Genomic DNA, 13332 nt, shown 5'->3' with positions numbered 1-13332 from the left:
CCAGCCTTCTAGTAGTTGGCCGCGGCCAGAACCCTCGATCGGTGACCAGACCTGCCCTGAGCTGCGCAAACGCAACCAGTGCAGGCTTTGCCGCCCAAGAGTGGGAGCAACTACTAGAGCTGCCAGTCCTCCTACTACCAGCCCAGCCTTCTAGTAGTTGGCCGCGGCCAGAACCCCACGGCAATGAAGGCAGACGGCAGTGGCGTTCGATGGCTCTGCCTGCTGGTTGGGCGACTGGCCGACCCACTCGGCTGTGTCCCGCCACTTCTAGGCGCCAGAACGCACCTGGGTGAGTGTCCAGCTCCCAAAACTGTTTCTCTGACATCCACGAGTGACATCAACGGCAGCGGATGGCGACGACAACCAGTGGCCGTGTGCGGCGGCAGTTGGCGAGACGGGCCCCCGCCGGACGCGGTGGAGATCGAACTCCTAAAGCGGGTGTCGCAGGTTCGAATCCTGCCGGGGGCACAGTGCATACGCTCTGACCTGGGGTTCTTTCTCCCGGGAAGGGGCCCGCTTCGGCCCCGGACGTCTCGTCCGGGGCCGTTCCCGTGGGGGCGGGGTCCCTGGGCCCCTCAATGGCCCCTCAATGATCAGTACCGTCCGATGCGGGGAGTTCCGGGCGTCCGGGCCCCACGTGCCGGGTCGCACGCTCCCCCGGGATGCGCCGACCGAAGCCCCTCCGCGGAGGGGTTCAGCGCCGCAGTTCCTCCGGGCACGCCGTCCCCCGGGAGAGTTTGTACGGGGCGGCCAGGCGGTAGACGCCCGCCTTCGGGGCGACGAGTTCCGTCCACTCGTCGCCCTCCGTGTCCGCCTCCGTCCTGAACAGGCAGCCCTCCTTGTTCGCGAAGACCTTGGGCAGCTCGGTGTCCGACGCCTCGCGGGCCAGTTTCGACGCCTCCGTCTCCTGCGGCGGCTCGACCTTGGCGCCGTGTTCGTCCACGAGGGCGAGCCACGGCGAGTACGGGACGCGGATGAGGACCCGGCCGGGCCTGTCGACCCGGATCACGACCTCGTTCGCCGCCGCGCTCTCCACCCGGGCCGGCGGGTCCGCCAGCGGCGTCGGGTTCTCGACCTCGTACAGGCGCCAGTTCTCGTCCGACCACACCTGCTCCAGGTACGGCAGGCCCCTCCGGACCAGTTCCGCCTCCCGCTCGGCGCCGGAGTCGGGGGCGCCGGTCGGCAGGACCACGAAGTGGACGGCCCAGCGGTCGAGCCAGTCCTCGTAGTTCACGGCGTTGAGGGTGTCGTCGTAGAAGAGCGGGTTGCGCTCCATGTCGGCCTGCCGGTTCCAGCCCCGCGCCAGGTTGATGTACGGGCTGAGCGCGGACGACTCGCGGTGGCTGGAGGCCGGCACGACCTCGACCCGCGCCTTGCCCGCGCCCCGCACCTGGAGCTGGTTGACGAGCGGCGCGAGCTCGCGCGCCCAGGAGGCGTCCGGGGCGGTGCGGATGACGTCGTCGACGCCCTTGAAGCCGATCCAGAAGTTCAGCCCGGCGAAGGCGAGCACCAGCGCGTACCAGCGGCGCGAGCGCGGCGCGGTGTACGGCAGGGCGGCGAGCAGCACGACCCCGGCGAAGAGCATCGGGAGCCGCGAGATGTTCGAGCCGATCTGGGAGTCGATCGCCCAGGTGAGGAAGGTCCCCACCGTGTACACGGCGGCGGCGGTGCGGACCGTCCGCCAGTCCTTCGGCACGAGGAGGAGGACCAGGACCCCGAAGATCATCGGCAGCGCGGCCGAGCCGAAGGCCATCGGCTGCGTGCCCGAGAAGGGGAAGAGCCAGGAGGAGAGGGCGACCACGGCCACCGGGGCGAGGCCGAGGGCGTACGCGCCGGGGCGCCGCTTGTTGAGGAAGAGGGCGGCCGCCGCCACCCCGAGGAACAGTCCGGCGACCGGGCTGCACGCGGTCGCGAGGCCGGCGAGGGGGGCGGCGACCACGGCCTTGGCCCAGCGCTTGCGGCGCCACCGGTGGGGCCAGCAGAAGACGGCCGCGACCGCGCCGAGCGCGAACATCATGCCGAGGCCGAAGGTCACCCGGCCCGACAGGGCGTTGCAGAGGAAGGCGAAGACGCCCGCGACCGCGCAGGCCATCGGGTTCCGGACCGCCCGCACCCGCACCAGGATCAGCGCGGTCAGGGCGGCCGACAGCGTCCCGGCGGCCATCATCGTGCTGCGGACGCCGAACACCGACATCAGGTAGGGCGAGACGACGCTGTACGAGACCGGGTGCATCCCGCCGTACCAGGCGAGGTTGTACGCGGAGTCCGGGTGCCGGCCGACGAACTCGGCCCAGGCGTCCTGCGCGGCCAGGTCTCCGCCGCTGTTCGCGAAGAAGAAGAACCAGAGGACGTGGGTGAGGGCGGCGAGGCCCGTGGCCACCAGGACGGTGTGGCGGCGCTTCCGCCGGGGGGCCGGGGCGGACGGCTCCGAGGGGAGGCGTTGCGCCGGTAGCGGTATTCGCGAGAGCACTCTTCCTCCCGAGGGGTCACCGGGGAGGGGGGCGTCCCCGGGCGGGCTGCCCGCCCCCGTACGGAGCGGGGCCGCCGCGCCGGGGCGGGGCGGAGTACCGGGCCCGTGGCCGGGCGGAGTACCGGGCGGAGTGCCGGGCCCGTGGCCGGACGGACTGCCGGGTCCGTGGCCGGGTTCCGTGCCGGGAAGGGCTTCGGGCAGGACGCCGGGAAGGGGTTCCGCGCGGTCGGCGCGTGTCGGTTCGGCGGTGGTCACTGCGGCCCTTTCCGTACGTCCCGTCTCGCACGGCGCGGGGATCACGCGTGCTTCTCGTCCCCCGGAAACGCTAACAGCCGGACGCCCCGGAGAACCGGGGCGTCCGGCCGAGCGGGTGGCTTCTCAGCCCACCCGGGTCAGCTTCTTGTCGAAGCCGGGCTCCGTCAGATCGGTCTGGAGGGCCACCGGGGAGCTGACCCGGCCCGCACCCGTGCCGATCGACACCTGGCCGACGACGTCGCCCGCCCTGCCGCTGTGCGGAACGGCCTTGCCGCCGTCGGTGAGCTCCAGCTTCACCTTCAGGCCGGGCCAGCCGACCGCCTTGAGCTCCTGGGTGGCGACGACCGGGGTCTTCCCGCCGAGACCGTCGTCGACGTGGCCGAGGACCTGGCCCTTGCGGACCACGACGGCCGAGGTGACGTCCTTCTGCGCCTGCTTGATCAGCTCGTAGCTGTAGTCGATGGAGAGCTGGAGCTTGTCGTTGAGGAGCTTGGCGTCCTTGGCCCCCATGACGATGCCGAGGATGCGGCGGTTCTTCCCGTCCACCACGGTGTTCGCCGCCCAGAGCAGGTTGCCTCCGGCCGGGGTGGAGGAGCCGGTCTTGATGCCGCTGACGCCCGGCTTGAGGAGGATGTTGTTGTTGTTCTCGATCCGGCCGGGGATGCCGTCGACGGTCACGTTCGGCATGTTCACGATCTCGCGGAACACGTCGTACTGCATGACCGCCTTCGCCAGCTTCAGCTGGTCCTGCGGGGTCGACACGGTGCTGTCGAGCAGACCGGACGGGTCCGTGTACGCGGACTGCGTCATGCCGAGCTCCTTGGCGGCGGCGTTCATCTTCTCGACGAACGCGGCCTCGGAACCGGCGTCCCAGCGGGCGAGCAGCCGGGCCACGTTGTTCGCGGAAGGAATCATGAGGAGCTCCAGGAGCTCCTTCTCCGTGTAGGTCTGGCCCTCCTTGACCGGCGCGGTCGACTCGTGCTCGGCCTTCCCCTGGTCGGCGGCCTTCTTGTCGACCTTGATCTCGGGGCCGGTCGCCTTCCCCTTCAGGGGGTGGTCGCGGAGGATCACGTACGCCGTCATCGTCTTGGTGACGGACGCGATCGGGGCCGGCTTCTGCGGTCCGTACGTGCCCATGGAGCCGACGCCCTCGACCTCGACGGCGCCCTGTCCCTCGCCCGGCCACGGCATGTTCAGGGTGCCTCCCCCGAAGGTGAAGGAGGGCGCGGCGGTGAGCGAGAGCGCGGGCGCGGGCAGCGGGCGGACCATCTGCGCGATCGCGAAGACGATCAGGAGGAGCAGGACCAGCGGGGTCCAGATCCGGATGCGGCGCACGGCCGTCCGGAGCGGGGTCGGCGGCGGGGGCGGGGTGTTGGTCAGCTCCGCGAGGAGGTCGAGCGGGGGCAGCGGAGGCAGCGGCTGCTGCCGGGTCCGCTCCGCCTCGGCGAGCGCCGCCGGTGCCGGGGCGGACGCGGACGCGGCCTCTCCGGACGTCCGGGGGGCCCCGGGGGCGGCCGGGGAGCCCGGGGCGGCGGCGGGGGCCGTCGAGGCCGCTGGAGCGGCGGCGGGGGCGGCGGAAGCGGCCTTCCGCCCGTCCTCGGCCGGGATGTCGGGCCGCAGCGGCAGGAAGGTGCTGGTGCGCTCGCTGTCGGGGTCCGCGTCCGCGCCCCTCGGACCGGCCGGGAGCTTCAGGGCGGTCGTCGGCTGGTCCACGGGCGGGCGGACCACCTTGAACATGGCCGTGGGCTGGTCGACCGGCTCCTCGTCGTCCTCGCCCCCGGCTTCGGCCTCGCCCTCGGTCTTGGCTTCGCCCTCGGTGCCGGCCTTGCTCTCGGCGTCGGCCTTCTTGCTCTCGGCGTCTGCGTCGGCCCCGGTCCCGTCCTCGGGCGAGGAACCGGCCGGGGAGGCAGCGGGGGCAGCAGAAGCAGCGGAGGCGCGCGGAACGCCGGTGTCCTCGGCGTTCCCCGTGTCTCCGGCGTTCTCGCCGCTCCCGGTCTCCTCCGCGTCCTCGACGGCCCCGGTGCTTTCGGCGGCCCCGGTGCTTTCGGCGCCTTCGGCGGCCTCGGCGGAGTCCGGGCCCGCGGAAGCGCCCGCGGGAGCGTCTGAGGAGGTGCCGGCGGTCTCCCGGGCCTCCGGGGAGGCGGACCCGGCGGCGGACGGCTCCCCGTCCGCCGTCTCCGCGTCCACCGGTCCCGCGTCCGCCGTCTCCGCGTCCGCCTCTGCCTCCGAAACCTTCCCGGTCGGCTCATCGGCCGGTTCGCCGGCCGGCTTCCCGCCGTCCGTACCGCCGCTCACGGCGTCGTCCGCGCCGCCCCGGGGCTTCTCCGCCGCCGTGGCGACCCACGCCGCCACGGCCGCCTTCAGGCGCTCGCCCTCGGGCTCCGGCTCCGCGCTCCCGGCCCCGCCGGTCTCCCCCGGCTCCCCGGGCTTCGAGGACGTCTCCCCGGCGCGCTCCCGGGGGGCCTCCGCGTCCGCGTCGGCCTCCGGTGCGGCGGTCCCCGTCGGCGCGTCGTCCCCGGACGCGCGCGGGACCAGGTTCCTGAACACGGCGGTCGGCTGGTCGACCCGCTCCGGCGCGTCCGGGGCCGTCCGCGAGGAGGACGGCGAGGGCTCCGCCTCACGGAGCACGGAGAGCCGGGGATCACGGCCGCCGCCCGAGCCCGCCGTCTCCTGCGACGACCCCTGCTGCTCCGCCTTGTCGGGGGACTCGCCCGCCACCGTGCCTCCTCCATGCGTCATGCGTACGTCCGAACCGTCTACCAGTGTCCTGTGTGAACCCCTTGGCCCCCGTGCTAGACGAGAACGACATACCTACTGGTTCCCGGATGAACCACCCGGGTGCTCTCGACAGATGAATGTGAGAGGGGTCACCCTGTCATTCATCCACGCGGGGAGGCATGGATGGGCAGGAGCCGCAGAACCATTCCGGAGGAGCTTCTGCTGCTCGCTCTGGACCCGACCACGGGTACCACAGCGCAGCCGCAGTCGCTCGACCTCGGCCTGGCCGGAGCACAGCTAGTGGAGCTGGCGCTGGCAGGCCGGATAGCCCCTGACGGGGATCGTATCGCCGTGGTGATGCCACGGCCGACCGGAGATCCGACACTGGACTCCGCACTGGAACTGCTGCGCAGGCGCGGCAGCCCGGTACGGGCCGTCCACTGGATAGGCGGGCCCCGACTGGGGCTCCGCCAGACGTACCTCTCGCATCTGGAGCGATGCGGCATGGTCCATGCCGTGGAGGGCCAGATGTGCGGGGTGTTGCCGACGACGCGCTACCAGGCGACGGAGACGGCGATCAGCCGGGAGATCCGTGCCCGGCTCGACAGTGCGATCCGCACCGGTGTACCGCCGGACCCGCGGACCGCGGCGCTCGCCGCGCTGGCCCACGCGGTCGGACTCGGCAAGCACCTCTACCCCGGCAACGAAGGACGGTCGTCGCGGTCACGGCTGCGCGACCTGATCCGGCACGACCCGATGGGCGGTCTCGTGGCGCACGCCGTGATGGACGTCCAGAACGGCGCGGGGGCGCAACCGCGCCGAAGCGCCGGGGCCGTTCCGGCGCAGCCACGCGGCGGCATGGCCCGCGCGGCGGCGCACTGAGCACCGGCCGGCGGTGACGACCCGCCACCACGCGAAGACGCGCCACCGCGCGTACGCACCACCGCACGACCACGCGTCACACGCACCACGCACACGCACCACCACACGCACCACCACACGAACACGCACCACGCGGGCCCCCGGCAGCAGGACGCACCACCGAACCATCCCGGGAGCCGCACAACCGTGCGGGGCGGCCTGGACGGCCGCCCCGCACGCGTGCGTCGTCCCGGTACGCGTTGTCCCGGTTTCCCAGCGCACACCCGGCCGTTGGTGGCAGTCTGCCAAGCGGTAGATACCCACAGCTACGCAGCAGACAGCCGGAGGTGCCGTTTCCGTGGCGTCCAACGTCAACCCCACCGTCAGGCGACGCCGATTGGGACAGGAGCTGCGCAAGCTCCGGGAGGCGAAGAACATGACGGCCGAGCAGGTCGCCGAGCGCCTCCTCGTCTCCCAGTCCAAGATCAGCCGTCTGGAGAACGGCCGTCGTTCCATCAGCCAGCGCGACGTCCGCGACCTGTGCGGCGTGTACGAGGTCGAGGACGAGCGCATGGTCGACTCCCTCATGCAAATGGCCAAGGACTCGCGCCAGCAGGGCTGGTGGCACGCCTTCGGCGACATCCCGTACAGCGTCTACATCGGTCTGGAGACGGACGCGGAGAGCCTGCGGATGTACGAACCGCAGATCATCCCCGGGCTGCTCCAGACCCACGAGTACGCCGAGGCCGTGATCGCCGGCGCGCTGCCGGAGTCGTCGCCCGCGGACATCGAGAAGCGGGTCCAGGTCCGCACCCGCCGCCAGGAGCGCATCCGGGACGAGGAGCGTCCGCTGCGCCTCTGGGCCGTCATCGACGAGGGCGCGCTGCACCGGATCGTGGGCAGCCGGCAGCTGATGGTGCAGCAGCTGGAGCACCTGCTCGAACAGTCGCAGCTGCCGCACGTGACCGTGCAGGTGATGCCGTTCGAGATGGGCGCGCACCCGGGGATCAGCGGGCAGTACTCGATCCTGGAGTTCCCGGACGCGTCGGACTCCAGCGTCGTCTACATCGAGGGCGTCACGAGCGACCTGTACCTGGAGAAGGCCCAGGACGTCGGCAAGTACAGCGTCATGTACGAGCACCTGCGGGCGCAGGCGCTGAACGTCGACCAGACCAGGGAGTTCATCTCGAACATGGCCAAGAAGCACGCGCGGGGCTGAGGTCCGAAACGATCGGGGCAGGCACGGTACACCGCGTCATCGCTCTCACGGAAGCCCCCATTGGTATATGCCACTCGGACGTGTGAACGCCGGCCCCGTAGGCCGGGGCCGGCGAGTAGCGTCGATCACGCCGTCAAGAACGTTGGCGCGGCAGACCACTGGCAGAAACTGGCAGAACCGGAGCTGAGCAGCATGGCGATTATTCAGGGTGGCACGGACACCTGGACGAAGTCCTCCTACTCGGGTGGGAACGGGGCGTGCGTCGAAGTGAAGTCCCCCGTCATGACCGCGATCGCGGTGCGGGACTCCAAGGCCCCCGAGGGCCCGTCCCTCTCGTTCGGGCCGGGTTCCTGGAGCGCCTTCGTCGGCGAGGTGAGCGGCGGGGCCCGCTGACCCCGTCCCCCGCCGGCGCGTGAACCGCCACGGCGGTGCGCGCCGCCGGCAGTACGAAAGAGCCCTCTCGTCCGGTCACGCCGTCCTGGCCGAGGGGGCTCGGTGCTTTTCCGGGTCCTCCCGCCCGGCCCCGGAGGTCCCGTCCCGTCAGCGCCCCGGGTACCCCGGATAGCGCGCCAGCCAGCCCGGCGCGGCCCCCTCGGGGGTGTGCAGGGCGGCGCCCTGGGTCATCTCCATCGAGAAGTCGTCCGCCAGTTCCAGGACCGTCCCCCGGCCCTCCAGGTCGGCCAGCCAGGCCGGCGGGAGGGCCGTCTCGCCGTGCAGGGCGCCGAGCAGGGCCCCGGCGAGCGCGCCGGTCACCGACGAGGGCCCGTCGTGGTTCACCGCGAGCCGCAGCCCGTGCCGGACGTCCTCGCCGACCAGGGCGCAGTAGACGGCCGCGGCCAGCTGTCCCTCCGCCCGGTCCTCGCCGGCCCCGAGGGCGGTCACCCGTTCCGGGTCCGGCGCCCCTTCCCGTACGGCTCCGAGGGCGCGGCCGAGCGCCTCGGCGACCGGCTCGTGGCCGGGGTGCTCCGCGAGCTGTTCCAGGGCCCCGGCCACCGCCGCCTCCACGGACCCGCCCCGGACCACGCCGTGGACGGTGACGGCGAGGGCGCCCGCCGCGAGGACGGCCGCCGGGGCGCCGTGCGACTGGACGGCGCACTCCGCGGCGAGCCGGTGGACGAGGTGCGCCTCCCAGCCGACGAGCAGTCCGAAGGGGGCCGAGCGGACGAGGGCGCCGGAGTCGCCGGCCGTGGGGTTCTTGGGCTTGTCGGGGGTGCCGGCGCGTTCGTCGCCGAAGCCGCTGAGGCAGGCGCGGGCCGGGTTGCGGCGGGCGTACAGCCACTCCTCGCGGGCGAGCCAGCCGTTGTCCCCGCGGCGTTCGTCGGGGCCCCAGTCGCGCTGGGTGGCGGCCCAGCGCAGATGGGCCCGGTGCACGTCGGTGGGCGGGTGCCAGGCGCCGGTGTCGCGGCGGACCTGGGCGCGGATCAGGCCGTCGACGGTGAAGAGGGTCATCTGGGTGGCGGCGGTGACGGCGCCCCGCCGTCCGTACGCGGGGACGGGGTCGGCGAGTCCGTCAGGTCCGTGGGCGGCGCGCAGCTCCGCGAGGTCCCGGCCGTCGGCGCCCGCGCCCAGCGCGTCGCCGAGGGCCCCGCCGAGCAGACAGCCCCGTACCCGGGCCCGGAAGTCCTGCTGTTCGGCACGGCCCCACACGGCTGCGGCTGTCGTGGCCACGACGCGCCCTCCCCCGGTCGGCGGTTCGCTGACGGTTCCTCCGCCGCACTGTAATGGACCGGGAATGCGCGTCCGGGAGCCGGAACGTTATGTGTTCCGACGCCCTTCAGGCCTGTTGTGACCGTGTTTCGCCCGGCGCCGGACGGCGGCGTCGACGGCGGCGGCCTCCCGGATTTCCGTGACCGGCGGGATCAGGAGTCAACAGGAAGGAACACCGGTGCCACGGCCGCGCCGGCGGGCGAACGGCGTGCCCGCCGCCCGCCGTTGCGCGTGTGACCAGGGCACGACGGGTGCCGCGCGCGGTGGGAGCGGCGCCCGCCCCGATGTGCGGATGTGATGGGATCGGTCGCGTCGGGGGACGTTGCAGCAGCCGGGGTGGGCGAGGGCGTCGTGGGAGAAGGACACATGCTGGAGGCGGCGGGGGTCGGGGCCGAGGAGGAGCGGGTGTACCGCTTCCTCGTCGGGGTGCGGGAGGCCGGCGCCGACGAGGTCGCGGAACGGCTGCACCTCGCGGCCGTCCGGGCGCGCGAGGTGCTGGCCTCGCTCCACGACAAGGGCCTGGTGGGGCGGACGGACACGGCGGTGGGGGACGCGGAACGGTACGTGCCGGTGGCGCCCGACGTGGCGCTGCGCCCGCTCCTGCTGCGCGGGCACGAGGCGCTGGAGTGGGCGCGGCGGGGGGTGGAGCAGCTCGCCGAGGAGTACCGGGCCGGGGGGCGCCGGCACGACGCCGGGCAGCTCGTCGAGGTGATCACGGGCGCGAACGTGATCCGGCAGCGGCTGCGCCACCTGGCGCACGGGGCCGGCGAGATGCGGTGGCTCTCCAAGGCCGACGCCGTGGCCCTGCCGGCGGAGGAGAACAGCGAGGAGTGGGAGCTGCTCGCCCGGGGGGTCCGGTACAAGGTGATCTACGAGCGCGAGCTCCTGGAGGAACCCGGCATGGTCGCCAACGTCGCCCGCAGCATCCGCGCGGGCGAACAGGCGCGGGCCACCGGGACGCTGCCGGTGCGGCTGGTGATCGCGGACGACTCGACCGCCATCTGCCCCCTGGTGACCCGGCGTCCGGACAGCGCGGCCGGGCCGGACGGTCCGGCGGGCGAGCCGACGGCCGCCGTGGTGCGCACCAGCAGCCTGCTCGACGCGCTGATCGCCCTGTTCGAGAGCCAGTGGGCGGCGGCGACGCCGCTGCACGTCACGGACTCCGGCGAGCTGGCCGGTTTCGGCGGCGGTCCGCGTCCCGGCGCGTACATCGCCGACGACGAGCGGTACCTGCTCTCCCTGATCGTCGCCGGGGTCGCGGACAAGGCGATCGCCTCGCAGCTCGGGGTCAGCCAGCGCACCGTCCAGCGCCGCATCCAGGTGCTGATGCGGCGCGCCGGCGCCACGACGCGCACCCAGCTGGTGTGGCAGGCGGCGCGGCGCGGCTGGCTGTCGTAGGAGGGCCGGCGGGGCGGTCCGGGGGCACGGGCCCGGACCGCCCCGGACGGCCCGTCCTCACTCCGCCGGCAGGACGGGCAGCAGCTCCGGCAGGTGCCCGTCCGACGCGGCGGCCGCGCGCCGCCGTTCCTCCGGGACCTCCCCGTACAGGGTCGTCCGGGGCTTCGCGGGGCGGCCCGCCGCCGCCGCGATGGTCTCCAGGTCCCTGACCGAGCGGTACGAGCCGTAACCCGACCCGGCCATGCGGGAGATGGTCTCCTCCATCAGGGTGCCGCCGAGGTCGTCGGCGCCCGAGCGGAGCATCTCGGCGGCGCCCTCCGCGCCCAGTTTCACCCAGCTCGTCTGGATGTGGGGGATGTGGGGGTGGAGGAGGAGGCGGGCCATGGCGGTGACCGCGCGGTTGTCGCGGACGGTGGGGCCGGGGCGGGCGACGCCGGCGAGGTAGACGGGCGCGTTGGTGTGGACGAAGGGGAGCGTCACGAACTCCGTGAAGCCGCCGGTCCGTTCCTGGATGCGGGCCAGGGTGCGGAAGTGGCCGAGCCAGTGCCGGGGCTGGTCGACGTGCCCGTACATCATCGTGGAGGAGGAGCGGATGCCCAGCTCGTGGGCGGTGGTGATCACCTCGATCCAGGTGGCGGTGGGCAGTTTGCCCTTGGTGAGGACCCAGCGGACCTCGTCGTCCAGGATCTCGGCGGCCGTGCCCGGGATCGAGTCGAGTCCGGCCTCCTTCGCGGCCGTCAGCCACTCCCGGATCGAGAGGCCGGTGCGGGAGGCGCCGTTGACGACCTCCATCGGGGAGAAGGCGTGCACGTGCATGCCGGGGACGCGTTCCTTCACCGCGCGCGCGATGTCGAAGTAGGCGGTGCCGGGCAGGTCGGGGTGGATGCCGCCCTGCATGCAGACCTCCACCGCGCCGACCTCCCAGGCCTGCTGGGCGCGGTCGGCGACCTGGTCGAGGGAGAGGGTGTAGGCGTCGGCGTCGGTGCGGCGCTGGGCGAAGGCGCAGAAGCGGCAGCCGGTGTAGCAGACGTTGGTGAAGTTGATGTTCCGCGTGACGACGTACGTGACGTCGTCGCCGGCCACGTCGCGGCGCAGGTCGTCCGCGATCCGGGTGAGGGCGTCCAGGGCGGGCCCGTCGGCGTGGAGGAGGGCCAGGGCCTGCGGGTCGGTGAGCCGCGTCGGGTCGTCGGCGGCGACGGCGAGCGCCTCGCGCACGTCGGCGTCGACGCGCTGCGGGACCATTCCGGGGGCGGCGGCCTCGCGCAGCGCCTCCCAGTCCCCGTACACCTCGGCGAAGTCCTCGCGCCGGTCGCCCGTGCGCCCCTCGGTGTCGACCGTGCGGTGCAGGTCGGTGCGGCCGGTGGCGGTGAAGGCCTCGTCGGGCTCCTGCCAGGGCAGGCCGCGCACGGGCGCGTCGGGGTTCGCGAGCCCGGTCCCGGGGTCGGCGAGGGCGCGGACGTGCGGGAGGAGCCGGGGGTCGAGCCAGGGTTCTCCCCGGGTGACGAACTCGGGGTAGACGCAGAGGCGTTCGCGCAGTTCGAAGCCGGCGGCGGCGGACCGTTCGGCCAGCTCCTCGATCCTCGGCCAGGGCCGTTCGGGGTTGACGTGGTCGATGGTGAGCGGGGAGACGCCGCCCCAGTCGTCGATGCCGGCCGCGATGAGGCGCTCGTACTCCGCGTCGACCAGGTTCGGCGGGGCCTGGAGGCAGGCGGAGGGGCCCATGATGAGCCGGGCGACGGCGACGGTGGCCACCAGGTCGTCCAGTTCGGCGTCCGGCATCGCGCGCATCGCCGTGTCCGGCTTGGCGCGGAAGTTCTGGATGATCAGTTCCTGGATGCCGTGGTAGGCGCGGGCGATCCGGCGCAGCGCGAACAGCGACTCGGCCCGTTCCTCCGGGGTCTCCCCGATGCCGAGCAGCAGCCCCGAGGTGAAGGGGACGGAGGAGCGGCCGGCGTCCTCCAGGACCCTGAGCCGCACGGCCGGTTCCTTGTCGGGGGACCCGTGGTGGGGGCCGCCGGGCTCGGACCAGAGGCGGGTCGCGGTGGTCTCCAGCATCATCCCCATGGAGGGGGCGACGGGCTTGAGGCGCTGGAAGTCGGTCCAGGACAGGACCCCGGGGTTGAGGTGCGGCAGGAGGCCGGTCTCCTCCAGGACGCGGATCGCCATGGCCCGCACGTACGCGATCGTGTCGTCGTAGCCGTGCGCGTCCAGCCACTCGCGCGCCTCCGGCCAGCGGTCCTCGGGCTTGTCGCCGAGGGTGATCAGGGCTTCCTTGCAGCCGAGTTCGGCGCCGCGCCGGGCGATGTCGAGGACCTCGTCGGGCGACATGAACATCCCGTGCCCGGCCCGGCGCAGCTTGCCCGGGACGGTGGCGAAGGTGCAGTAGTGGCACGTGTCGCGGCAGAGGCGGGTGAGCGGGACGAAGACGCTCTTCGAGTACGTGATGACGCCCGGCCGTCCGGCCGCCGCCAGGCCGGCGTCCCGCACCCGTCCGGCGGTCGCGACCAGGTCCGCCAGGTCCGCCCCGCGCGCCCGCAGCAGCACGGCGGCCTCGGCGACGTCGAGCGCGACCCCGTCCCTGGCCCGCCTGAGGGCACGGCGCATGGCGTTCTCGGTGGGGCGTCCCGCCCGGTGATCCGTCATGGACCGAGCATACGAGCGGGTGCGGGGAGGGCCGGGCGTGCCGTCCGCCGGTGCGCGTTCC

The 13332-nt window shown here is 73.4% G+C and carries 8 protein-coding genes; 4 read left to right on the top strand and 4 right to left on the bottom strand.

Annotation, left to right across the window (positions count from 1 at the left end):
* Positions 1-694: 694 nt before the first annotated feature.
* Both ACZ3IL_RS18235 and ACZ3IL_RS18230 read right to left on the bottom strand, forming a co-directional pair.
* Positions 695-2383: an MFS transporter gene (locus ACZ3IL_RS18235; RefSeq protein WP_467391651.1), complete on the bottom strand. Its 1689-nt coding sequence runs from the start codon at positions 2381-2383 to the stop codon at positions 695-697.
* A 465-nt stretch (positions 2384-2848) separates the two neighbouring features.
* A complete protein-coding gene (locus tag ACZ3IL_RS18230) occupies positions 2849-5464 on the bottom strand; it encodes a D-alanyl-D-alanine carboxypeptidase family protein (RefSeq protein WP_467391430.1) in 2616 nt (871 codons plus the stop codon).
* 162 nt (positions 5465-5626) lie between these two features.
* Here ACZ3IL_RS18230 and ACZ3IL_RS18225 point away from each other — a divergent pair, with 162 nt between their 5' ends.
* From ACZ3IL_RS18225 to ACZ3IL_RS18215, 3 genes are all read left to right on the top strand, one after another.
* A complete protein-coding gene (locus tag ACZ3IL_RS18225) occupies positions 5627-6325 on the top strand; it encodes a GOLPH3/VPS74 family protein (RefSeq protein ID WP_467391429.1) in 699 nt (232 codons plus the stop codon).
* A 337-nt stretch (positions 6326-6662) separates the two neighbouring features.
* Positions 6663-7523 carry a helix-turn-helix domain-containing protein gene (locus tag ACZ3IL_RS18220; protein WP_467391428.1) on the top strand — a complete coding sequence of 287 codons (861 nt, stop codon included), beginning with the start codon at positions 6663-6665 and terminating at the stop codon, positions 7521-7523.
* Between the two features lie 192 nt (positions 7524-7715).
* Complete coding sequence (locus ACZ3IL_RS18215) at positions 7716-7916, top strand: DUF397 domain-containing protein (protein WP_467391427.1); 201 nt, start codon at positions 7716-7718, stop codon at positions 7914-7916.
* Between the two features lie 147 nt (positions 7917-8063).
* Here ACZ3IL_RS18215 and ACZ3IL_RS18210 read toward each other — a convergent pair whose 3' ends face one another.
* Entirely contained in the window at positions 8064-9191 is a 1128-nt protein-coding gene (locus ACZ3IL_RS18210; RefSeq protein ID WP_467391426.1) for an ADP-ribosylglycohydrolase family protein, read from the bottom strand.
* Between the two features lie 405 nt (positions 9192-9596).
* On the opposite strand from ACZ3IL_RS18210, the gene ACZ3IL_RS18205 reads away from it, so the two are divergent.
* Positions 9597-10628 carry a helix-turn-helix domain-containing protein gene (locus ACZ3IL_RS18205; protein WP_467391425.1) on the top strand — a complete coding sequence of 344 codons (1032 nt, stop codon included), beginning with the start codon at positions 9597-9599 and terminating at the stop codon, positions 10626-10628.
* Positions 10629-10685: 57 nt separating this feature from the next.
* On the opposite strand, the gene ACZ3IL_RS18200 is transcribed toward ACZ3IL_RS18205, so the two are convergent.
* Positions 10686-13271 carry a bifunctional FO biosynthesis protein CofGH gene (locus ACZ3IL_RS18200; protein WP_467391424.1) on the bottom strand — a complete coding sequence of 862 codons (2586 nt, stop codon included), beginning with the start codon at positions 13269-13271 and terminating at the stop codon, positions 10686-10688.
* Positions 13272-13332: the final 61 nt, after the last annotated feature.

This window comes from Streptomyces sp. NPDC014907 (assembly GCF_055562975.1).
The sequence above is the reverse complement of the archived record's forward strand: the minus strand, read 5'-3'. Positions and strand labels throughout refer to the sequence as shown.